Raw genomic sequence first — 22,081 nt, 5'->3', positions numbered from 1 at the left:
GTATCGGAGTCTAGGCAGAGGATCGTTTGGGATGTCAACCCCGCAGCCGCGGCGCAGGACGCGTACCGACGCCGAGCGCAATCGAGATCGCGTCCTGGAGGCGGCACGCGCGTTGTTCGCCGAGTCCGGCCACGACGTGCAGATGTCGGAGGTCGCACGAGTGGCGGGCGTCGGCGTCGGGACCCTCTATCGCAAGTTCCCGACCCGGGAGGCCCTGATCGAGGCCATCGCCGAGCAACGGACCGCCGACATCATCGCCGCCGCACGCCGGCTGGCCGACGCCGATGATCCGGCTGACGGCTTGGCCCGTCTCCTGCACCACGTGGGCGAGGTGCTGGCGGACGATCGCGGCATGTCCGAGGTCATCGAGAAGGCCATGGGCTCGGGCGAGCCGCGGGAAGAGACCCGCGAGGCGCTGCTCGCCATCGCCGGGGAGCTGCTCGACCGGGCGCAGGCGCACGGCACGGTTGGGCGGGAGGTGACGACCGGGGACGTCAACATGGTCATCTGCGGCCTGGCGGCGGTCATCCGCAACGCCGCGGGCGATTGGCGGCGGTACATCGAGGTGGCGCTCGACGGTCTCCGTTCCCGCTGATCGGCGCTCTCCCGTCGGGACGACGACCCCCATGGGCGCACGTATGCGCGAAGGTCAGACTCCGGCCTCCCGCCGCACCCCGCCTGGTCGTTCCCAGGTCCACAGGCGCTCGCCGTCCTCGAAATGATCGGTGGGCAGCAGGCCGATCCGGTTGGCCACCGTCATGGACGCGTGGTGATCGGGGTGGATGTGGGCCTCGATGCGGGCGACGCCGCGCGCACGCAACCATTCGGCGAGGGCTGTCGCCGCCTCCGAGGCGTACCTCCGGCCCTGCCAGGCGGTCCCCACGACCCACGCCACCTCGGCCCGCCGCCCGCCGTCCATCACGGTGGCCTGCACGTAGCCGACCGCCCGTCCGTCGGTGTCGCGGCGGATGATCCAGTTGAGCCACTCCTGCCGTCCGTCCGGGGACCTGCGGGCTTCGAGCGCGGCGTACCGGGCGCGTAGTTCCGCCGGGGTGGGCGCGGCTCCGCCGATGAAGGCGTACAGCTCCTCCCCCGCCAGCACCTCCGCCATCTCGTCCGCGTCCTGCGCCGTCAGCGGCCACAGCGTGAGCCGCGCCGCCGAGATGGTCTCCATACCTGGAAGTCTCGCTCCTCCCAGCCCCTACGCCCAACGGCTTTTCGCGGGCCGCCGGATAACCGATCGATTCCCGGGCGGACACGCGGCCATCATGGCGGGCATGAAGCACCGCAAGGGTTCCGGGCGCTCCCGCCGGGACGCGCTCGTCGAGCTGCACGGCTCGCTGGACCGCCGCTACCGGCCGGAGGACGTCGCCGAACTGATCCTCGAGGCGCTGGCCGGACGGCTGTCGGTCCGTGAGCGCCTCGTGCTGGGCCGTGCCGCCCGGCACTCCTCGCGCGGCTCCGCGTGGTTCACCTCGATGTCGAGCGACTACGCGCGTCCCGTCGGCGGAGCGCGTCAGGTGGCCACGGCCACCCGGCTGTTCGGCGCTCCGGCGGAGGTGGACCCCGACGACCCCGACTCCCTGCTGGCGTACGCCGGCACGGTCGGGCGCACCATCGAATGGACGCCCGACCGGACCGACTTCCTCGCCGACCGGCTCAACCGCGAGGCCCGGGAGGCCGCCGGGATGGACCTGTCGAAACGGCAGTACAACCGCCGGTTCCGCATGCTGCGCCGCATCGCCGCGAAGGCGGACACGCTCGAGGTCGAGCGGGAAAAGCGGCGGCTGCTGCTGATCGCTGTCACCGGCTTCGGCGCACGCGTTCCGCTGGAGAGGTTCGTCGCGGACCCGGACGCCGCCTGCTTCGTCGCGTACTACACGGCGCGCCGCAAACTGCGCCGCGAGTTCAGCCTCTCCGGGCGGGACAATCCGTTCGACGGGATCGCGGAAGTCCTGCTCCGCCGATGCGGAGACGATGCGGACTGGTGGATGATCGCGCAGGTCCGGCCCACATCCGACGTGCTGGACCGCCTCACCGACGGCGAGCGGGGACGACTGCTCGGACAGTGGTCCGCGGTCATGCGGCACACTGCCCGGCTCCTGGGCCGGCGCTGGCGGCCGGCCATGGACCGGACGACGATGATCGTCCGGCCCGGCGACGACTCCAGCACGTGGAACTCTGTCGCGGGGGCCTACAACGCGGCCCGTGCCGGGTGGCTGGCATGCCTCGCCTCGCTGGACGCCCTGGAGTTGCTGGACGTGTCCTGCCCCGGCAAGGCGATGCGGCTGATGGCCGCGGACCTGGCGGCCTGGCACCGCTCGACCGGCGGCGACGTAGATCCCGGCACCCGGGTCTGGGCCGCGCTGCCGCCGCCGTGGGAGGTGCTGGACGGCACGGCCTCCTGCACCCGCGCGGACGTCGAGGCGGCCTGCCGTACGGCGGGGCTCGACCCGGAGAAGTCGGGCTGGACCGCGCCCGCGCCCAAGCGTCGTGTCGCGGTGTTCCGGCCCACCCCCGAGCTTGTCCACGGCGTCGCCGTCGCCGATCCGGTGTGGGCGGCCCTGTTGCGCCGGGCCGGGGTGTTCAGCGGCAGGGCCGGCCGGCCCGACCTGGCTCCGGACGCCCTGCGCGGGCTTCAGGGCGGCGTCGTGACCGGCGACCTGCCTCCCATCGTGGAGACGGATTAATCCGTGGCGTGGCCGGGGACGGTCGAGCAGACTGGTACCCGGCCCGCCGTAGTTCAGAGGTAGAACGCCCGGCTCTTCCGGGTGGGCGCCGGTTCGAGCCCGGCCGGCGGTGCCAACACGATGGAGCGGCCTCGTCGTAGCTCAGCGGTAGAGCGCCCGGCTCGGGCCCGGGTGGACGCCGGTTCGAGCCCGGCCGGCGAGGACCTCCACAGCGTGGATCATGGTGAGGTGGTCGAAACCGTCGAGACGCTCATCGCCAGGGCCGCGCCGGGTCACCTGTACGTGCTGTGGGACCTGTGGACGGCACTGCTCCGGGCGGCGGCCGATCGCGAGCACGCCGAGCGCGCTCTCGACGCCCTGGCGGCGGCCCCGCCCTGGCTGTGGTCCGAGCTCGACCCCGCGCGGCGTGCGACGTGGTACGAAGCACCCACAGTCGCCACGGCACCTGAGCCGCGCGGGCTGTGGCGCCTGCGTCGCAAGCCCCCCATGCCGGACACCTCGCTCGCCGTACTGGCGGCGGCCTGCGTCCACGACGGCCACGAGCGGGAGCGCGCCGTCCGGCACCCCGCCATGCGCCACGATCCACGGCTGCTGCCGATCTTGGTGATCCGGGCCGCCGACTGGGTGCCCGAGGTGCGGTCGGCGGCGGCGGACGTCCTGGAACAGGCGCTCGCGACGCCCACCGTGACCGTCCTGGAGACCGTCGCGCCGGTCGCCGTACGGCTCGGGGGACGGCGACGCGGCGAAGCGGTCGTCCGCATGGTGCGCGACGCGATCACGCGGGCGTGCGGCGAGGTCCTCACGGCCCTGCGGAGCAGCGCCGACATCCCCACGCGCCGGTTCGCCTACCGGGCCTGCCTCGACGGCGGGCGTCTCGGCGAGGCGGACCTGGTTCACGCGGCGCAGCACGAGGAAGACGTGACCTGCCGGACGCTGTGCGCGGAGGCGGTCGCCGGGCTGGACCGTCCCGAGCTGCTGCGGGTGCTGCTGGCGAACCGGGCGGCCCAGGTGCGTGCCACGGCGCTGACCGCCCTGGTGCGGCTCGGCGCGCCGGAGCACGGAGAGCGGATGCTCGGCGACGGCTCCTCGGTGGTGCGGCTGACCGCGCAGTGGGCGGTCCGGCGTGCCGGCGGCGACCCGGCGGAGTTCTACCGCCGCCTGCTGAACGAGCGACCGGGCCACGGACTACGACACCTGGTCGCGGGGCTGGGTGAGTGCGGCACTCCCGCCGACGCCCCGACCGTCCTGCCTTACCTGGCCGGCGAGAACCCCCGCGTGCGGGCAGAGGCCGTACGTGCCGCGTCCCGCCTGGGCGCGCAAGTCGACCTCGCCGCGATGCTCGTCGATCCCGCGCCGATCGTCGTCCGCCGCGCCGCCGAGGCGTTGCGCACCGCGCCCCCGCCCGAGGACCGCTTGTGGCCCTTGTTCGACAGTGGCCGCCCGCCTCACGTACGGCGAGCGGCCTACCGGTTGCTCGCCGGGACGCACGTGTGGAACCGCCTCAAGGCCGACCTGATCCTGCTGGCGGGGCCGGACGAGTCGCTCCGCGAGCGGGCGCGGGCGGACGTGCGCAACTGGCTCGACCGGCAGGCGGCCACCGCGTACGTGGGACCCCCCGAGCCGCTCCGCCGCGAGCTGGCGGTGCTGATCGAGCGGGCGTACGACGTGCTGGGCGAGCGGACCGTGCGCATTCTCAAGTGGCACCTGCGAGCGGACCAGCAAGATCGATAAAGTGCGCGGGTGATCGGACTCCGGTGGGCGCGTATCGTACGGCCGGCGCTCGTGGCCGTGCTCCTGATGGCAGGGCTCATGGGCGAGCCGGACCTCATGGAGGAGGCGGTGACCTGCCTGTCCGTGTCCTCCGGCGATTCGATGTCGCTGTCTTGCGGTGATCCCGAGTTCGAAGCGAAGGTCAAGGCCAACGCCCTCACCCCGGAGGAGGCGAAGGCCATCGGCTGCCCACCGATCCAGTGGGAGGACGACGGGGCCGCGGCCGGGGCCCTGACCGTGGACACGCAGGAGCCGGTTTTCGTGGGCAACGAGCCCACGTACGTCCCGCGTACGCCCGATCCGGGGGTCACCGCCCGGGTGAACCAGGCGTGGGACCGCGTCGAACGCTGGCTGGGCGCGCACGCCTCGGCCACCCTGCGGAAGCTCAAGTTCGGCGCCGACCCGCAGGACCTCGCCCGATGGGAGGCCGATCACGGACGCCGGCTGCCCGACGACCTGTACGTCTCCTACCTGCGGCATGACGGCGCCGACGGCAACCTCGGGGCGGGGTTCCGGCTCCCGCGGTCGTACGGCCTGCTCGGGGCGTCCGACATCGACTACGTCAACGGGAGCAAGTGCGAGGACCTGGTGATGGCGGGCGACCTGGACGCGGCCGACGGGGTGCGGCGCTGCGGGACTGGTATCCGGTCGTCACGGCGGGCTGCGAGCTGCGCTGGGCCGAGGACCCCGCCCCCGCGCGGCCGGGCTGCGCCGGCGGCCCCCGGCCGTCCCCCAGCCCCACGCCCACGGCTGAGCCGACGCCGGAGAAACCGACGGCGGAGGAGTTGCGGGCCGGCGGGTGCCTGCCGCCCCGCCGTACGCCCCGGGTGCGAGTGCCGGGCCCGCGCGTCACGGCCCAGGTGAACGCGGTGTGGCGGCGCGTCGAGCGATGGCTGGCCCGCAGGGCGCCCGTCACGTTCAAGCGGCTCCGGCCCCCGGCCCGCCCCCTGGACATCGCCAGGTCGGAGGCGGCGATGGGGCTGCGCTTCCCCCACGACCTGCGCGCCTCGCTGCTGCGGCACGACGGCGGGGGCTCCTGGGGGTTCGGCCCCGCCCCCTTCTACGAGCTGATGTCCGCCAAGGACATCCGCTCGGAGTGGAAGATGCTCTGCGGCGACGGGAACGACTTGCTCGACGACTGGTGGAACGGCCACCTGATCCCCTTCGCCTACGCCAACGACGGCGGGAACCTCTTCGTCGACACCCGCACCGGGAAGACCGGCGAGTTCTTCAACGAGGAGGGGCTCACGCTGGAGGGCGACGTGGTGTGGCCGTCCTATCTGGCCCTGCTGAAGGCGACCGCGAGGTCGCTGGAGACCGGCAGGCCGATCCGCGGCTGGCGGCCGAAGGTGGTCAAGGGCGAACTGGAGTGGGAGAGCACCCGGGGGTGACGCCCCCGGGCCCTGTCAGGCGGGCCCGGGGGCTGCCCCGAACAACACGGATCAGGTGACGGTCACCACCGCCTTGGCCTCGACCGTGCTGCCGGCCACGTGGCCGGTGACGGTGAACGTGCCCGGGGCGGCGTACCTCGCGGGATCGACCGCGTCCCACGTGACCTTCACCCGGCTGTCCTTCGAGCCGTCGTTGTAGGTGGCGACGACGGTGCCGGGCAGCGACGGAGCGGTTCCGGCCCGCGTGGTCACGCTCTCCTCGGCGATCGAGGTGACGGTGACCGCGTCGGTGGTGCGCACGTAGACCGTGGCGTGGACCGCGTCGCGCACGCCCTCGGCCAGGCCCGCGACAGTGAAGCTGCTGCCGCCGGTCTTCACCTGGTCGAGCGTGACCGGCTGCCAGGTGACCTTGGCCGTGCCCCGCCCGCCGTCGGCGTACGTGGTCTCCACCGAGGCCGGCAGCTCGGGCAGCGTGTTCACCAGCGTGGGCACGTGCACGGGCCGCACGCCGTCGGGCCGCACCGCGTACGTCTTCCACTCCAGCAGCCCGACCGAGCCCTGCCCGGACTCGAGCACCACGCGCAGCCGGGTCGTGGTCACCGGGTCGAACGACACGGTGTTGTATTTGTCGGCTGCGACGGGATAGTCGGCCTGGATGTCCTTGAACGCGGCGCCGTCCCAGTACTGGATCTTCCAGGAGGCGGGGACCCGGACGCCGCCGCCGTCGTCGAAGAAGTAGACGTCCGACTTGTTCACCTTGACAGGTGCGGGCCATTCGAGCTGCACCCACTGCGTGCCCTGCTGCGGCCAGGTGCCCCAGCGGGGGTTCACGGCGTCGTTGGACCGCGGCGGGTCGATGCCGTCGTTGACCGCGCTCACCTTCTCCCAGGGTGAGGTGTAGGAGGCGGTGGGCGTCGCGTTCGCGGCGATGTTCACGTCCTCGGCCTGCTCGGTCGCCGTGACGGTGACCGTCGTCCGGGTCGTCAGCGCGCCGTCCGCGGCGGTAAGCCGCACCCGGTAGGTGCCCGCCTTCGTGAACGAGACCGTCGTGCCCGTCGCACCGGACGGGTCGCTGAAGAACGCCTCACCCGGCCCGTCCACGAGGTCCCAGGCGGCGGTGAGCTGCCCGGACGGCAGCCCGTCGTCCTTGACCACCGCGTTCAGGCGCACCTGCCCCGGCCGGTTCACGCTCTCGTCCCGCACGACCAGCGCGTACGGTGCCCGGTTCTCGGCGGACGGCGCCCTGCCGCCGCTGGAGAACGCCTGTACCTCCTTCAGGCCGGTGGCGTACCCCGGCCGGTGCGTGACCACCACGCGCAGCTTCGCCGTGCTGATCGAGGGGAAGCGCACCTCGTTGAGGTTGGCCCGGGGGTAGACCGGCGACTTGGCCTGACCGGGCACGTCCTTCCATTCGGACCCGTCGAGGTACTGGATCGTGTAGAGCGCGGGCTCGCTGTATCCGCCCGGCTTGCGGTCGTTGGAGAAGTACAGCCGCACGTCGTCCACGGGCCGCGCCGAGCCGAGGTCCACCTCCAGCCAGTCGGAGGCCTTGCCCGACCCCTTGCTCCCCCAGTAGGGCTCGTTGATCGTGAAGCCGTCCACCGCGCCCGCCGGGTCGCCGTACGAGGCGGTGGCCGACCTGACCAGGTTGGGCGCGTCGCCGTCGAGCGACACCCCGGCCTTGGCGAAGAGGTCCTCGATCCTGTCGCCCTTGAGCTTCACCTCGGTCGGCGCCTTGAGCTGGTGCGCGGCCTCGCTGTGCAGGACCTGGCCACCCTCGACACGTCCCGTCGCGGGGTCCCAGACGGCGTGGGCCAGGCCCGCCAGGGTGACCTTGCGCTTGCCGTCGATGAAGATCGAGTAGCCCTCGGGCACGCCGCGATACTTCACGTCGCCGTCCGGCTTGTCCCAGACGATGGTCAGGTCGTGGCCCCGGTAGTCGATGTCGTTGACCGTGAAGTGGTCCCAGCCGATGTCCACCGGCCACAGCTCGACCTTCGCGTCGTCGCGCGGGCGCAGCCCCATGACGTCCTCGATGACCGTCCAGTTGCTGCTGCCGAGGATGGTGTGGTGGATCCAGGAGCGGTAGTCGATGCTCTTGGTCTGCGGGTTCCAGTTCGCCCAGAACTCGTTGGCGTCCGGCCAGCGGGTGTCGCCGCCGACGAACTGCGCCCAGGCGTTCCAGTAGAGCAACTGCTTGTACATCTCCGGGGTGATGTACGGCGAGGAGTACTCGTGCAGCGCCTTGGAGAACAGCGAGAAGTCCCGGGTGGAGTTGATCTGGGAGAAGTTGTTCGACCCCGGCTTGCCCTGGGCGGCCGCCTCGGCCTTGTCCTTCTGGTTGGCCGTGTAGAAGGGGAAGATCGGATACTCGGCGGGGTCGGTCCACAGCCGCAGCGCCTCGCGGTACTTCGGCTCGTCGGCCGGCACCAGCCCGGTGGCGAACGGGATGTAGTTGTTGGACTCCTTCCACGGGATCAGGTTGCCCGTGCGCAGGTCGCGGTGCTTGAACACCTTGTCCTTGTCGTCCCACAGCAGCGTCAGGACGCCGTTCTTGACCTTGTCGGCCACGCCGCGCATCTCGGCCGCCTTGGCGCTGTCGCCGATCAGCTCGTACGCCTTCGCGGCGGCCATCGCGTTGGCGTAGACGTAGGCGCCCTCGGCCCGCTCGTTGGCGCCGCCGTAGTAGTGGAACGACACGGCGTCCGCGTCGTTGCCCGTCATCGCCTCCCAGTCGTACTCGATGACGCCGTTCTTGTTGGAGTCGTACGCGTTGAGCTGGCCGTAGACGTCCTTCTCGGCGTACCGCGCCAGGTTGCGCAGGATGCCGGGCTGTCCGCCGTGCAGGCGGTAGCTCTCCAGGGCGCTGGCCGAGATGTACTGGGTGTAGCTGTTGCTCCAGTTCTCCGGGTCACCGGGGTTGTCGGTGTACTTGGAGTTCTTGGAGACCTCGCCCGCCGACACCCACGGCCCGTAGGAGTAGATGGGGTCGCGCAGATACTTGAGGTCCTGGATGAACATCGGCACGGTCAGCACGATCGCGTTGTTGTAGCCGAGCGCGCCCTCGACCGACGTGGGGAACTGGAAGTCGTTGCCCGGGATGTCCGCATCGAGGAAGTTGAAGCGCATCAACCACCAGCGGTAGTAGACGAACTTCTTGATGTTCTCGTCCGGCACGTCCATGTAGGGCACGTTGTCCGCCCACCAGGCGTTGTAGTCCTTCAACTGCCTGGTCAGCGCCTTCTCCGGCGAGCGTCCCTTGTAGCCGTCGTACTCCTCGCGGGAGCCCGGCAGTTCCTCGGTGACCAGCCCGAGCTGGACCTTGGTGCGCACGGTCTTGCCCGGGGCGATGGTCAGCGTGCCCTTCAGCGCGGCGCCGTCCACCTTCAGGCCGTCGCCGCTGAGCCTGGGGAAGATCGTGGTGAGCCGGTTCTTGGCGGTCACGACCCCGGTCAGCTCGCGGTCGCCGTCCGCCGTCTTCGCGTACGGCGAGGTCACGGTCACCGGCACCGAGCGTTGCGCGGCGCCGGTGTTGGTGATCTCAAGCGTGGTGACCAGCACGTTCTCATGCGTGATGAACTTCCTGACCACGACCGACAGCCCGTCGCCGGTGTAGACGCCCTCCCAGTGGCTGGGCATCTGCAGCCGCTCGGCGACGTTCTCCCGCAGGGCGGTGCCCAGATCCACGGCGTACGCGTCGCGGTTGTCGATGCTCTCCCAGTAGGCGAGGCTGCCGCCGAACCCGATGACGGCGGGGTCGTGCTCCTTCATGAACGCCGCCCTGCCCCGGCTCATCAGCCACGGGCCGGCCGGGTCGTCGCCCTTGCGGGCCAGCATGCGGTCGATCCAGTAGGAGTCGCCGCCCTTCTCCTTGTCGTAGATGGCCCGCATCATGCGTCGCGGGTCGTAGCTCACCGGCTCGTCGGGGACCGGGTCGCCGCCGGTGAAGACCGGCAGGCCGAGCTGGTCCTGGGACTGCGCCGGCAGGATCTCCGGCGCGGCGGACGCCGGAGTTGTGAGCGTTAACATCCTGCCGCTCAACACTGTCAGCGTTAACAGCCCGGCTGCCGCCGGGGTCCGCCAACGTGGCTTCATGACCTCTCCTTCCGGCATCCCCCCGCGACGCACGAAACGAACTAAAAGGTTTTCGGTAACGTAAAAGAAACCTCAGTCGCTGTCAACGGTCATGACGTAAGTCCAGTTCAGAGGTGGACCGAACATCGCGAAAAGGTTTTCGTGATCTTGCGCGAAGCGCCGGGACGCCGCGCGGTCAGGGCAGCCGGCCCGCGATGCCGTCGAGGACGAAGTCGAGCCCGATCGCGAAGCGTTCCTCCGGTGTGGGACCGGCCGGGTGGGTGAGCCATTCCGTGAGGTGAGGCAGGCGGCCGTCGGCGGCGGCCAGTTCGCGGAGCGCCGCGATGGCGGCGTACAGCCGGGCGTCGTCGTCCAGGCCGTGGCGCCGCTCCTGGCGGGCCTCCTCGCTCTCCTGCAGGGCGCTGCCGAAGACGTGCCTGTCGATCAGCGCCGCGTAGGTCATGGCCTCGCCGACGGTCGCCCCCTGCCGTACGAGGACGGTGAGCATGAACTCCAGCCTGCGCATCATGTGCGGACCGGCCGGAGGGCGGGCGTGGACCAGCACAGCGAACCAGGGGTGCCGGGCCGTCATCCGCCGGGTCTCCAGGGCGAGCGTGCGCAGGTCGTCACGCCAGTCCCCGCCAGGCTCCCCGGGCAGCGGGATCTCGGCGGTGGCCGCGTCGAGCATGAGGTCGAACAGGCCCTCCTTGCTGTGCACGTGGCGATAGAGCGCCATCGGCGAGTACGGCCCGAGGCCGGCGGCGACCGCCTTCATCGTCAGGCCGTCCAGCCCGGCCTCGTCGGCGACGCGGATCGCCGCCGCCACGATCTTCTCCCGGTCCAGCCCGCGCCTGCGCGGCGGCGGCTGAGTCCAGATCAGCGGGAACGCGGTCGTCTCTCCCTCACCCACGTTCCGAGTTTACGCAATAAACTCTTCGTGTACGACATAAACTTCCCCAGGACCGGAGGTACTGATGACGCAGGCGGCGACCGACGCGTACGAACCGCCGGGGATCCGGCTGGGCGTCGTGAGGGGCGTCAGCTACGGCCTGTTCGGCCCGCCCGGCACGTTCGTCCCCCAGGCCCGATCGCTGGGCGCCGGGATCGTGCGGGCGTACGTGTACTGGAGCCAGGTCGAGCCCGAGCCGGGCCGCTACCTCTGGGAGGTGGTCGACGCGCTGCTCGGCCAGCTCGACGGCGACGAGGAGGTGTGGATCACGCTGTGCTCCAGCTCCCCGTGGGCGACCAGGACGCCGACCGACTTCCTGCCGCCCTCCCCCGCGAACGACCTGAACGCCTACGCGGAGTTCGTACGCCGGGTGGTGCGCCGCTGCGCCGGCCGGGTGCGCTACTGGCAGTGCGACAACGAGCCGAGCAACACCGACCTGCTGTGGGCCGGGACCGCCGACGAGTACGTCGCGCAGCTCAAGGTCATGTACGCCGCGGTCAAGGAGGCCGACCCCGCGGCCGCCGTGGTGCTCGGCGGGTGCGGCTACGACGTACTCTCCGGCGAGGCGGGAAGCGAGCCGTGGCGCTTCTTCGAGCAGGTGGTGTCCGGCGGCCGTGACGCCTTCGACCTGTTCGACGTGCACCTGTACGGCGACGCCGCCGCGGTCCCCGCCCACATCGAGGCCGTGCGGGAGCTGATGCGGGCGCACGGCTGTCTGAGGCCGGTGGTGGTGGGCGAGTACGGCGCGCCCGTGCCGTTCGAGTTCCCCGACGCCCAGGCCGTCATGTACGAGGTGTTCGCCGAGGCCTTCGCCGGGGCCGCACAGGTGCAGAGCACCCAAGAACTGGCCGCCAGGGCGCGGCAGGACACCCCCGAGCGACGGGCCATGGCCGCGTTGTACGCGCGGATGCCGCAGCTGCCGCCCCGGCTGGTGATGTTCATGGAGGGGTGCCCGCCCGAGCTGGAGGCCAGACGGCACCGGATCAACTGCCGCCAGCTCGTCGCGTGCACCCTGGAGGCGCTCGCCGCCGGGGTCCGCCGCACCCTCTACTGGAACCTCGCGCCCGAGGTCCCCGGACCGGCCGATCCCCTGCAGATCATGCACCTGATGTTCGGCAAGCTCGCCATGCTCGGCTACCGGGACGGCGAACTCGCGGTCCGGCATCCGGCGGCGGACACCTTCGCCCTGCTCGCCGCGCAGCTCGCGGGGGCCCGCCGGGTGACCCGGGTGCGGCCCGGCGACCCGCCCGGCCTGTACGCGTTCGAGGTCGAGCGTGCCGGACGGGGGCCGCTACTGGTGCTGTGGAACCGGCGCGACACGGCCGACGACACGGTTGACGACACGGCCGACGGGGAGGAGCGGCCGCCCGTCGCCGTCTCCTGGCCCTGGCCCGCTTCCGCCGCGACCGCCGTGGACGCGTTCGGCGAGCCGCACGCCGTCGAGATCCGCGACCGGCGGCTGCGCACGGCCGTCTCCGACACGCCGGTGTTCGTCAGCGGAACCTGATCATGACGAGATCGGGGCGACGGACTCCCGTTCGACCAGCGTGACGTCCATGAACAGGGTGGCGGGCGGCGCGGGCTCCGGGTCGCGCAGGCGCCGGATCAGGCGCCGGGCCGCTTCCGCGCCCATCTCGTAGACCGGCTGCGCGATGACGCTCAGGGCCGGGGAGACCAGCACGGTCCAGTCCAGGTCGTCGAACGCCACCACCGAGAGCCGGTCGGGCACCACGACGCCGAGGTCGCGGATCGCGCGGTAGGCGCCGACCGTCATCAGGTTGTCCACCGTGAAGATCGCCGTCGGCGGGTTCTTCAGCGCGAGAACGCGCTTGGTCTGCTGGTAGGCGGCCTCGGCGGCGTAGGTGCCGGTGCGCCGGACCAGCTCGCGGCGCACCGGCACCCCGGCGTCCCAGTGGGCCCGCAGATAGCCGAGCAGCCGGGCCTCGCTCGGGCTGAGCTCGCCCAGCGACACCTCGGCCTCCGGGGTGAGGAACCTCGCCCAGTCCTGCTCCCGGGGCTGGCGCAGCTCCGTCACGATCGCGATGCGCCGGTGGCCGAGGTCGAGCAGCCGCCGTACGGCCTGGTAGGCGGCCTTCATGCCGTCCACGATGACGGCGTCGGCCTCCAACCGGTCGCTCACGCGGTCGAACAGGACGACGGGCGTGCCGCCGCTCTGCGCCTGTGCCAGATGCTCGACCTGCTTGACGTCGGCGGGCGCGCAGATGATGCCGTCCACCTGCTTGTGCAGGAGCAACTGCACCGCCTCACGCTCGCTGGCGAGGTCCTCGTCACTGTTGGTGACGAGGGTGCTGAAGCCGTTCTCGTGCGCGACGTCGGAGATCCCCCGCAGCGCGCGGGCGAAGAAGGGACTCTCGATGTCCGCGCACACGACCCCGATGGTGTCGGTCCTGCCGGTGCGGACGCTGGCGGCGAGGCGGTTGGCGCGGTAGTTGAGCTGCCGCGCCGCCTCCGTCACCCGCCGCCGGACGTCCTCGCTGACGCTTCCGTAACCTCCCAGCGCGCGCCCCGCGGCGGCCGTGGAGACACCGGCCAGCGCCGCCACGTCCGGGAGCGTCGCCCGCCGCGGCCTGCTGGATGCGGTCACGGATCCTCCTCTTCCCGGTATCGGTCGCCGCCGGCGGGATCCCGGCCGTCATCGCGTTCGCGGGCGCGCCCGGGAAGCGCCGGCGGCTCGCCCATCAGCGATCCGCCGCAGCGAGATTGTAGTGATCCCGCGCGGCGCGGGCGGTGATCCGCCCGCTGCGCAGGTCGGCCTCCACGGCCTCCCTCGGGCGCAGCGCCGGGTCGCCGAATCCGGCACCGCCGCCGGCCCGCAGGCTCACCACCTCGCCCGGTGCGGCGACGTGCTGCCCCTTCGCCGGGAGCGGGGTCTCCTCGCCGTCCTCGCGGATGAGGACGATCGAGGCGGCGGTGCCGGGCAGGCCGCCGTCGAGCCCCTGCGGAACGTGACCGGGGTCGCTCTGCTCGGCCTCGGAGAGGAACTGCATGGGCCCGTCGGAGATGTTCCGGTAGTCCGCGCGGATGCCCAGGCCGCCCCGTGTGCGCCCCGCGCCGCCACTGTCGGGCCTCAGCTCGTAGCGCTCGACGCGCAGGAGGTAGCTCGACTCGATCACCTCCGCCGGGATGATCGCGCAGTTGGCCATGTGGACGTCGACCGCGTCCGCGCCGTCGTGCGAGGCGGTGGCGCCCGCGCCACCCGCGACGTTGGCGAGCAGCACGACGCCGTCCCCGGTCTTCGGCGAGGCCGACTCGCAGATCAGCACCGGCCAGCCGACGAACCACTCCGCCGACGCCCGGTGCGGGGCCGCCGGGGCCAGCGCCCGGGTCATGACGGACGCCAGCCGCTGGGACGCCAGGTGCCGGTCGCCGACCGCGGCGGGGAAGATCGGGTTGACCGCCGAGCCCTCCGGGGCGTGGATGGTCACCGGCTCCATCGACCCCTCGTTGAACGGCACGTCGTCGGGCAGCAGGCACTTGATCGCGTAGTGCACGACCGACCGCGTCGTGGACGTGGGGATGTTCATGCCGCCGGGCATCTGCGGATCGCAGCCGGAGAAGTCGACGTGCGCGCCGTCGCCCTCGATGGTGACCGTGACGGCGAGGCGGACGGACGCGCCGGGGTTGATGCCGTCGTCGTCCAGCCACCCCTCGGCCCGGTACGTCCCGTCGGGCAGGGCCGCCAGCTCGGCCCGGGTTCGCTCGGCCGTGTAACCGATCAGATCGTCGATCGCCGTGACCAGCGTGTCGGTGCCGTACCGCTCGGCCAGGCGGGCGAAGCGGCGGGCGCCCGAGCGGGCGGCGGCGACCTGGGCGCGCAGGTCGCCGTGGTTCTGCTTCGGGTGGCGGGTGTTGGCCGTGATGATGTCGCGGACGTTCGGCTCGGGGACGCCGCGCACCTCCAGCTTCACCGCCGGCAGCATGACGCCCTCGTAGAACGCGCTGCGGCTGGTGGCCGCCGCCGTGCCGGGCACGACCCCGCCCCAGTCGGCGTGGTGCGCGATGGCGCCGGTGAAGCCGATGAGCCGCTCGTCGCCGTCGAAGACCGGGACGAACAGGTTGAGGTCGTTGGTCTGGCAGGCCCCCAGGTAGGGATGGTTGCTGAGGAAGACGTCGCCGGGGTGGATGTCTTCGCCCCACTTGTCGAGGCAGGCCCGCAGCGCGGGGGACATCGAGGCGAGCAGCGTCGGGATGTCCAGCGCGGCGGCGAGCAGCCGGCCCGACCGGTCGAAGACCGCGCAACTGTAGTCGCGCATGTCCTTCACCACGACGCTGAGCGCGGTGCGGCGCAGCGCGGTGCCCATCTCCTCCGCGATGGTCTCCAGGGCGTGCCGGATGACCTCCGTGGTGATCGGGTCGGTTCGTCTCATGCCGGTGTTCATGCCGAGGTTCCCTTCACAGTCAGGACGAGGTTGCCGTCGCCGTCCACGCGCGCCCGCGCGCCGGGCGGCACGACCGTGGTCGCCTCGCGCTCCTCGATGATCGCCGGGCCGCTGAACGCCGCCCCTGGCCTCAGGTCCGCCCGCTCGTACACGTCGGTGTCGACCCATCCGGCCCCGCGGAAGCAGACCCGCCGTACGGAGGCCGGGGCGGGGGTGGAGGACGCCTCCTCCGAAGAAGCGGCGGCCGTGCGCGGCAGAACGCCGTACACCTCGACGCCGACGGCGACGAGTTCGACACGGGCCTCCTTGTCGCTGTGCCCGAACTCGAACTCGTGCTGGGCGTGGAAGCGGTCGAGCGCCTCGGCCAGGCTCTGCGCGTCCACGGCCCCGGGCCGCAGCAGCACCTCCACGTCGTTGTCCTGCCAGGCGTAGCGGAAGCGGGCCAGCCGGTTCTCGGTCTGTCCCGTGGTGAGCGACTCGACCCGGGAGAGCCGGTCGCGGGCCCGGTCGAGCAGGCCGGTGAACAGCCCCTCGATCTCCTCCGGGCTCAGCGTGTCCACCGGCGCGTCCACGGTGAGCGAGAAGTCGTACTTCAGGTCACTGGTGGCCAGGCCCAGCGCCGAGAACGTGCCGGGGTGGCGCGGCACCAGGACGGTCCTGATGTCGACCATCTCGGCGACCGACAGCGCGTGCATGGGACCGGCCCCGCCGAAGGGCAGCAGCACGAAGTCGCGCGGGTCGTAGCCGCGGTTGACGCTGACCACCCGCACGCCCCTGGCCATGATGGCGTCGGCGACGTCGAGGATGCCCAGCGCGGCCTCCTCCAGGCCGATCCCGAGCGGCTCCGCGACGTGCGTCAGCACCGCCTGCCTGGCGGCCTCCACGTCGAGGGTCATCTCCCCGCCGAGGAACCGCGCGGGGTCCACCCGGCCGAGCACCACCTGGGCGTCGGTCGTCGTGGGCCGGGTGCCGCCGCGCCCGTAGCAGGCGGGCCCGGGGACGGCGCCCGCGCTCTCCGGTCCCACCCGCAGCAGCCCGGCCGCGTCCACCCGGGCCAGCGACCCGCCGCCGGACCCGATGGTGTGGATGTCGAACTGCGCGACCTGCAGGGGCCGCCCCTCGAACTGCGACGACCGGTCCAGGCGCGGCCGGCCCTCGTGGATCAGGCAGATGTCGGTGGACGTGCCGCCCATGTCGAAGGTGATCTGGTTGGCGTACGCCGGGTTCTCCGCCACCCGGGCGGCGGCGAGCACCCCCGCCGCGGGGCCGGACAGCACCATCTTGTGCGCGGCGGCCGACGCCTCGGCGGCCGACATCACGCCGCCGGAGGACTGCATCACGAAGAACGGGCAGGTGACCTTCTCGCTGTCCAGCCCGGCCTCGACCGCCGACAGGTAGCGCGCCACCAGCGGCTGCAGCGCCGCGCTGATCGCGGTGGTCGACGCCCGGGGATATTCCTTGATCTCGGGCGCGACCTCGGAGGAGACGGCCACGTGCAGGCCGGGCAGCGCGGCGGCCAGCCGCTCGGCCACCCGGCGCTCGTGGGCGGGGTTGCGGAAGGAGAACAGCAGCGTGACCGCGCACGCCTCGGCGCCGCTCGCCGCGACCTGGGCCACGACGCGGTCGATCTCCTCGTCGGTGAGCGGGGTGACGACCCCGCCCAGCCGGTCGAGCCGCTCGTCGATCTCGAAGACCATGTCGCGCGGGATCACCGGTTCCGGCTTGACGACCCCGAGGTCGAACAGCGCGGGCCGAAGCTGCGTGCCGATCTCCAGGACGTCCCGGAAGCCGCGGGTCACGATCAGCGCGGTGGGCGGGAGCTTGAACTCCAGGAGGGCGTTGGTGGCGACGGTGGACCCGTGCGCGAACATCCGCAGCGCGCCGGTGTCGACGCCGCGGGTGCCGCGCGCGGCGCGGACGCCGTCGAGCACGCCGCCCGCCTGGTTCTCCGGGGTGCTGGGGACCTTCTCGACGAGGACGCGTCCGTCGTCCCCGATGACCACGACGTCGGTGAAGGTCCCGCCGACGTCGATTCCGAGGCGTTGGCTCACTTCTTTCCTGCCTTGTAGAAGTACGCGCTGACGGCGGGGTCGTTGATGTTCTCCTGGGTGGCCACGACCGCGTCGAGGCTGACCGACTGCGGCTTGGTGCCGTCCTTGAGGTAGGCGGCGAGGTCGGAGACCGCCCTGCTGCCCATGTCGCCGGGCTTCTGGATGATCAGCGCCGCGACCAGGCCGCGCTTGAGCAGGCTCACCTCGTCGGGCGAGGCGTCGAAGCCGACGATCTTGACCTTGTCGCTCCTGCCCGCGGCCTGTACGGCCTGAGCGGCGCCGAGGGTGGGGTTCGTCCAGTTCGTGAAGATGCCGGCGAGGTCGGGGTAGCGCTTGAGCACCGCGCTCACGGTTCCGGCGATGGTGGTGAGGTCGGTGGCGTCGTAGCGCTCGGCGACGTACTCGAGTCCGGTCTGCTTCAGCCCCTCCTGCCAGCCCTTGAGGCGGGCGTCGGTGCTGGAGGTGCCCGGGGTGTAACCCTCGAAGGCGACCTTGCCCTTGCCGCCCAGCAGCTTGTCCATCGTCTGGGCGGCCAGGCGGCCGGCGGCCTCGCCGTCGGAGGTGACGGTGGCGAGGCGGGCCGACGGGTCGGCGACGTCGGCGTCCACCGTGATGATCGGGATGCCCTGCGCCATGACCTGCTTCATCGGCGCGATCATCGCCTTGGCGTCCAGGGCGGACATGATGATCCCGTCCGGCTTGCGGGCGGCGACGGACTGCAGGAGCTGGGTCTGCGAGGCCACGTCGAGCGTGGACGGCGCCTGCCAGCTGAAGTCGAAGCCCTGCTTCTTCGCCTCGGCCTCGGCTCCGGCGACCAGGGTGAGGTAGTAGGGGTCGAACTGGTCGTTCAGCAGCATGACGATCTTCTTGCCGGCGGCGCTCCCGCCTCCGGCGTCGTCGGCGGACGAGGTTCCGCCGCAGCCGGCCAGCAGGCAGACCGCCAGCGCGCTCGCGGCCAGGGCGGGGATGGTTCGCTTCATCGGGTTCCTTCGGGATGAGGGGTGGGTGCGAGCGAGGAAGCTCATGTGCGCTCCTGAGCGCGGATCTTGACCTGGTCCACGTAGACGGCCACGAGCAGGACGACGCCGACGGCGACGTTCTGCCAGAACGGCTGGACGTCCATGATCACGAAGCCGCTCTGCAGGACCGCCGGGATGAGCGCGCCCACCACGGTGCCGGAGATCCGGCCCCGTCCCCCGAACAGGCTCGTCCCGCCGATGACGACGGCGGCGATGGCCGACAGCGCGTCCCCGGAATGACTGGTGATCGACGCCGTGCTGAACCGCGCGACGTCGAGGACGGCCACGATGCCGCAGAGGGCGCCGGTGCCGACGTAGAGCAGGACCATGTGCCGCCTGACGTTGACGCCCGCGCGGCGGGCCGCCTCCAGGTTGGCGCCCATCGCGTAGGTGTGCAGGCCGAAGCGGGTCTTGGACAGCACGACCCAGAAGACCGCGGTGACCACGGCCGCGATCACGATGGACCACGGGATGACCTCGAACAGCTTGCCCAGGCCGAACGACGACTGGAAGGGCAGCGGCACGTTCTGCACGTTCTGGCCGTTCGTCCAGACGCTGGCCAGGCCGAGCACGATGCCGCCGGTCGCGAGCGTGGCGATGAACGGAGGGATGCGGAGCTTCACGGCGAGCAGGCCGTTGACGGCTCCCCAGCCGGCGCCCACCAGCAGGCCGCAGACGATCGCCACGGTGATCGCGACGCCGAGGTTCGGATAGTGGAAGTCCGCCGCCTGCGCCGCCGTCCCGGCGAGCGCCCCCATCACCTTCGCGACGACGACGGCGGAGAAGATCGTGATCGAGCCGATGGACAGGTCGAGTCCGCCGGCGATGAGCAGGAACGTGATGCCGCACGAGAGGATGAGCAGCTGCGAGGCCGTGAGCAGGATGGACTCGGCGTTGCTCAGCGACAGGAACGTGCCCGCCGGAGTGACGATCGAGAAGACCGCCACGATGGCGATCAGCAGCAGCAGGATCGTCGCGTCGGACAGCCGCTGAGGGCGCGGCACGGCCCTCCTGCGCGGCGCGCCCGGCGGCGTGGTCCGCGGTGTGGCCGGCGGTGTGCTCTGCGAAGCGAGGTCGGTCATCGCGGTTCTGCCGCCCTTTCCCCGGTCGGGCTGAGGGTGTCGGCGCCCGTCATCGCCCTGATCAGATCGGTCGAGGTGACGTCGGACATGCGCGCGGTCAGGACCCGCCTGCCGAGCCGCAGGACCGTGCAGCGGTCCGCGACGCGGAAGACGTCGGGCAGGTTGTGGGAGATGAGCAGCACCGGCAGGCCCTTCTCGTCCCGGATCCGCCTGATGAGCTCCAGGACCGACTCGGTCTGCGCCACGCCGAGCGCCGCGGTCGGCTCGTCCATCATGATCAGGGCCGAGCCCCACATCGCCGCCCTGGCCACCGCGACGGCCTGCTTCTGCCCGCCCGACATCGAGCCGACCTCGGCGCCCAGGTCCTGGATCTTGGAGTTGAGCTGCCGCAGGTGGGTGGCGGCCTCGGCCCGCATGGCCTTGCGGTCGACGAACCCCAGCCGGCCGAGCAGCCCCGGCCGGGCGGGCTCGCGGCCGAGGAAGAGGTTGGCGTCCGGCGGCAGCGTCGGCGCGAGGGCCAGGTCCTGGTAGACCGTCTCGATGCCGGCCGCCTGGGCGTCCCTAGGGCCGGTGAACCGGTGCGGCACGCCGTTGATCTCGACGGTGCCCTCGTCCGGCGTCACCGCTCCGGCGAGCACCTTGACCAGCGTCGACTTGCCTGCGCCGTTGTCGCCGAGCAGGGCGTGGATCTCCCCGGGGGCGATGTCCAGGTCGACGCCGCGCAGCGCCTCGACGTGGCCGTACCGCTTGCGAACGCCGCGCACGCGCACCGCGAGGTCGGCGCTGTCTTTCATGGGGTCTCCTCCGGTGGATAGAGGGCGTCGAGATCGGCGGGGTAGCCGTAACCGCCGTGGTGACGGCAGACCGAGGCGGCGTACGCGGCCGCCCGCGCCATGGCGACCTCGGCCGGGGCAGCGGGCAGCGCGACCAGCAGCTGCGCCGCGAAGGCGTCGCCGGCGCCCAGCGTGTCCACCACCTCGGTGGGGACCGCCGGCTGCCACACTGTACGTCCCTCCGCGGCCAGCAACGCGCCCTGATCTCCGCAGGTCACGACGGCGAACCGGGGTCCGAGCGCGAGGACCGACGCGGCGAACTCCGCGCACTCGCGCCGGTCGAGCCGGGGCCGGGAGAAGAAGGCGATGCCGACCGAGGGCAGCAGGTCCCGCGCGTACTCCATGTCCTTGTACGAGAAGTCGAAGGAGACCTTCGTGACGCGGGCGATGTCGGGGAGCTGCTCCTCGACCAGGCTGGTGTGTCCCGTGTGGACGAGGTCGAACGACGACAGGTAGTCGAGGTCCGCCGGGCTCAGCCGCAGGTCCTCCGTAGGCGGGACGTAGTCGACGAAGGTCCGGTTGCCGTCGGCGTCGAGCTTGACGTCGGCCCGTGGGGTGGGGTGACCGCCGTACCGGGACCATCTGGCCTCGACCCCCTCGGCGGCCAGGCTGTGCCGTACGAGGTCGCCCGCCGGGTCGGCCCCGATCGAGCCGAGGTAGGCGGTCTCCGCGCCGAGGCGCCCGGCGTGGACCGCGACGTTGCAGGCGCTGCCGCCGGGGAAGACGAGGCCGAGGTCGAGATATCTGTCGACGACGTTGTCGCCGACTCCGCACAGCCGCATCTCAGTACGCCATCTTGTGCATGTAGCGCCGCTCGTCGAGCGAGTGACCGGTGACGGACTCGTAGTGGTCGGCCAGCCGGGTGGCGATGTTGGCCAGCACCGGGGCCGACAGCTCCGGCCGGGCGGCCGCGGGCACGCCGGGCAGTTCGAGAGCGGCCGAGTCGAGCGTGAAGACCCGGGAGGTCACCTTGGGGGCGAAGGCGGCCACCCGGTCGGCCATCGCCTGGGTGCGGTCCTCGCTGCGCAGGAGGATGAGCGGCGCGTCGCCGACCACCATCTCGAACGCCCCGTGGAAGAAGTCGCCGGACGCCACGCAGACCGACTTCTTCCACTGCATCTCCATCAGGTAGCAGACCGAGAGCAGGAAGGCGACGCCGTACGCGTTGCCCCCGCCGACCACGAAGGTCAGGTCGGCGTCGGCGGTCTCCCGCGCGATCGTGGCCGACAGCTCCTCGTGCGCCTCGGTGGCGGCGGCGAGCGCGTCGGGCAGCGCCGCGTAGCCGCGTTCGAGGGTCTCGTAGTCGAGGTCCGCGCCCTCGATCCGGAGCAGTTCCTGCACGAGCTGCCCCAGCAGGACGTGCTTGGCCGCCGTGATCGTCTTCTCGCTGTGGTAGGTGAACGCCGCGTCCCCCAGCTCGGCGAGCGGGTTGTCGTCGTCGGTCGCCACCGCCACCACGTACGCGCCCGCCTCCTTGGCCAGGCGCGCGGCGGCCACCGTCTCGGGGGTCGCGCCGGAGTGGGAGGAGGCCACCACGAGCGAGCGCGCCGACAGCCGGGGCGAGGGGGAGGCCAGGAACTCGGCGGCGTTGATGTTGTGGCTGACCAGCCCGGTCGCCGAGGCGGACAGCGTGGCGTGCGCCGGCACCGAGGAGGCCCAGGAGCCGCCGCAGCCGAGGAAGAACACGTCCGTCACTCCGCGCGAGGCCGCCTGCGCCGCCACCTTCGCGGCGGCGCCGCGCTGGTCGACCGCTCCCCCGATGACCTCCCTGAGCTGAGGGTCGACGGGGCGCAGGCCGGGTTTGGAAGTCATGGGGACACTC

At 71.9% G+C, this 22,081-nt stretch carries 17 protein-coding genes and 2 tRNA genes; 8 read left to right on the top strand and 11 right to left on the bottom strand.

Annotated features, from left to right (window positions below; translation table 11 throughout):
- The first annotated feature begins 31 nt into the window (after positions 1-31).
- Positions 32-595, top strand: coding sequence for a TetR/AcrR family transcriptional regulator (locus Msi02_RS06280; protein ID WP_204047452.1), 564 nt, complete (start codon positions 32-34; stop codon positions 593-595).
- 54 nt (positions 596-649) lie between these two features.
- Here Msi02_RS06280 and Msi02_RS06275 read toward each other — a convergent pair whose 3' ends face one another.
- On the bottom strand, positions 650-1,174 hold the full coding sequence (locus tag Msi02_RS06275; protein WP_204047451.1) for a GNAT family N-acetyltransferase: 525 nt from the start codon (positions 1,172-1,174) through the stop codon (positions 650-652).
- A 103-nt stretch (positions 1,175-1,277) separates the two neighbouring features.
- On the opposite strand from Msi02_RS06275, the gene Msi02_RS06270 reads away from it, so the two are divergent.
- From Msi02_RS06270 to Msi02_RS06245, 6 genes are all read left to right on the top strand, one after another.
- Positions 1,278-2,690 (top strand): hypothetical protein, encoded by a 1,413-nt coding sequence (locus Msi02_RS06270; RefSeq protein ID WP_204047450.1) that lies wholly within the window; start codon positions 1,278-1,280, stop codon positions 2,688-2,690.
- Between the two features lie 42 nt (positions 2,691-2,732).
- A tRNA-Arg gene (locus Msi02_RS06265) sits at positions 2,733-2,805 on the top strand.
- A 15-nt stretch (positions 2,806-2,820) separates the two neighbouring features.
- Positions 2,821-2,892: transfer RNA gene (locus tag Msi02_RS06260), tRNA-Pro, on the top strand.
- 26 nt (positions 2,893-2,918) lie between these two features.
- A complete protein-coding gene (locus tag Msi02_RS06255) occupies positions 2,919-4,421 on the top strand; it encodes a HEAT repeat domain-containing protein (protein ID WP_204047449.1) in 1,503 nt (500 codons plus the stop codon).
- A 9-nt stretch (positions 4,422-4,430) separates the two neighbouring features.
- The gene (locus tag Msi02_RS06250) at positions 4,431-5,324 is read left to right on the top strand and encodes an SMI1/KNR4 family protein (protein WP_204047448.1); all 894 of its coding nucleotides are present in this window, start codon (positions 4,431-4,433) and stop codon (positions 5,322-5,324) included.
- Positions 5,294-5,851, top strand: a complete 558-nt coding sequence (locus Msi02_RS06245; RefSeq protein WP_204047447.1) for an SMI1/KNR4 family protein — start codon at positions 5,294-5,296, stop codon at positions 5,849-5,851. Before Msi02_RS06250 ends, Msi02_RS06245 begins: the two co-directional genes overlap by 31 nt.
- A gap of 51 nt (positions 5,852-5,902) precedes the next feature.
- Here Msi02_RS06245 and Msi02_RS06240 read toward each other — a convergent pair whose 3' ends face one another.
- Together Msi02_RS06240 and Msi02_RS06235 are read right to left on the bottom strand one after the other, a co-directional pair.
- Entirely contained in the window at positions 5,903-9,880 is a 3,978-nt protein-coding gene (locus tag Msi02_RS06240) for a discoidin domain-containing protein (protein WP_204047446.1), read from the bottom strand.
- A gap of 241 nt (positions 9,881-10,121) precedes the next feature.
- Positions 10,122-10,835: a TetR/AcrR family transcriptional regulator gene (locus Msi02_RS06235; RefSeq protein WP_204047445.1), complete on the bottom strand. Its 714-nt coding sequence runs from the start codon at positions 10,833-10,835 to the stop codon at positions 10,122-10,124.
- A gap of 64 nt (positions 10,836-10,899) precedes the next feature.
- On the opposite strand from Msi02_RS06235, the gene Msi02_RS06230 reads away from it, so the two are divergent.
- Complete coding sequence (locus Msi02_RS06230) at positions 10,900-12,381, top strand: glycoside hydrolase 5 family protein (protein WP_204047444.1); 1,482 nt, start codon at positions 10,900-10,902, stop codon at positions 12,379-12,381.
- Here Msi02_RS06230 and Msi02_RS06225 read toward each other — a convergent pair whose 3' ends face one another.
- The 8 genes from Msi02_RS06225 to Msi02_RS06190 form a co-directional block, all read right to left on the bottom strand.
- Positions 12,382-13,479 (bottom strand): LacI family DNA-binding transcriptional regulator, encoded by a 1,098-nt coding sequence (locus tag Msi02_RS06225; protein ID WP_204047443.1) that lies wholly within the window; start codon positions 13,477-13,479, stop codon positions 12,382-12,384.
- Between the two features lie 94 nt (positions 13,480-13,573).
- Positions 13,574-15,262 (bottom strand): hydantoinase B/oxoprolinase family protein, encoded by a 1,689-nt coding sequence (locus Msi02_RS06220; RefSeq protein WP_204047442.1) that lies wholly within the window; start codon positions 15,260-15,262, stop codon positions 13,574-13,576.
- 8 nt (positions 15,263-15,270) lie between these two features.
- Complete coding sequence (locus tag Msi02_RS06215; RefSeq protein WP_204047441.1) at positions 15,271-17,325, bottom strand: hydantoinase/oxoprolinase family protein; 2,055 nt, start codon at positions 17,323-17,325, stop codon at positions 15,271-15,273.
- On the bottom strand, positions 17,322-18,305 hold the full coding sequence (locus tag Msi02_RS06210) for a substrate-binding domain-containing protein (protein WP_204047440.1): 984 nt from the start codon (positions 18,303-18,305) through the stop codon (positions 17,322-17,324). The genes Msi02_RS06215 and Msi02_RS06210 overlap by 4 nt, the downstream gene beginning before the upstream one ends.
- 41 nt (positions 18,306-18,346) lie before the next feature.
- A complete protein-coding gene (locus Msi02_RS06205) occupies positions 18,347-19,426 on the bottom strand; it encodes an ABC transporter permease (RefSeq protein WP_204047439.1) in 1,080 nt (359 codons plus the stop codon).
- Entirely contained in the window at positions 19,423-20,220 is a 798-nt protein-coding gene (locus Msi02_RS06200; RefSeq protein WP_204047438.1) for an ATP-binding cassette domain-containing protein, read from the bottom strand. The genes Msi02_RS06205 and Msi02_RS06200 overlap by 4 nt, the downstream gene beginning before the upstream one ends.
- Entirely contained in the window at positions 20,217-21,041 is an 825-nt protein-coding gene (locus Msi02_RS06195) for a PfkB family carbohydrate kinase (protein ID WP_079320473.1), read from the bottom strand. Before Msi02_RS06195 ends, Msi02_RS06200 begins: the two co-directional genes overlap by 4 nt.
- A gap of 1 nt (position 21,042) precedes the next feature.
- A complete protein-coding gene (locus Msi02_RS06190) occupies positions 21,043-22,071 on the bottom strand; it encodes an SIS domain-containing protein (protein ID WP_204047437.1) in 1,029 nt (342 codons plus the stop codon).
- Between the last annotated feature and the right edge of the window lie 10 nt (positions 22,072-22,081).

The organism is Microbispora siamensis, assembly GCF_016863095.1.
Lineage (GTDB): Bacteria > Actinomycetota > Actinomycetes > Streptosporangiales > Streptosporangiaceae > Microbispora > Microbispora siamensis.
This window is presented reverse-complemented; position numbering and strand designations above follow the sequence as displayed.

Bases quoted from the DNA above. Each gene is read 5' to 3' on its own strand.
- Msi02_RS06280 (WP_204047452.1), top strand. From the start codon at position 32: ATGTCAACCCCGCAGCCGCGGCGCAGGACGCGTACCGACGCCGAGCGC.
- Msi02_RS06275 (WP_204047451.1), bottom strand. From the start codon at position 1,174: ATGGAGACCATCTCGGCGGCGCGGCTCACGCTGTGGCCGCTGACGGCG.
- Msi02_RS06270 (WP_204047450.1), top strand. From the start codon at position 1,278: ATGAAGCACCGCAAGGGTTCCGGGCGCTCCCGCCGGGACGCGCTCGTC.
- Msi02_RS06240 (WP_204047446.1), bottom strand. From the start codon at position 9,880: ATGTTAACGCTCACAACTCCGGCGTCCGCCGCGCCGGAGATCCTGCCG.
- Msi02_RS06230 (WP_204047444.1), top strand. From the start codon at position 10,900: ATGACGCAGGCGGCGACCGACGCGTACGAACCGCCGGGGATCCGGCTG.
- Msi02_RS06220 (WP_204047442.1), bottom strand. From the start codon at position 15,262: ATGAGACGAACCGACCCGATCACCACGGAGGTCATCCGGCACGCCCTG.
- Msi02_RS06210 (WP_204047440.1), bottom strand. From the start codon at position 18,305: ATGAAGCGAACCATCCCCGCCCTGGCCGCGAGCGCGCTGGCGGTCTGC.
- Msi02_RS06205 (WP_204047439.1), bottom strand. From the start codon at position 19,426: ATGACCGACCTCGCTTCGCAGAGCACACCGCCGGCCACACCGCGGACC.
- Msi02_RS06200 (WP_204047438.1), bottom strand. From the start codon at position 20,220: ATGAAAGACAGCGCCGACCTCGCGGTGCGCGTGCGCGGCGTTCGCAAG.
- Msi02_RS06195 (WP_079320473.1), bottom strand. From the start codon at position 21,041: ATGCGGCTGTGCGGAGTCGGCGACAACGTCGTCGACAGATATCTCGAC.
- Msi02_RS06190 (WP_204047437.1), bottom strand. From the start codon at position 22,071: ATGACTTCCAAACCCGGCCTGCGCCCCGTCGACCCTCAGCTCAGGGAG.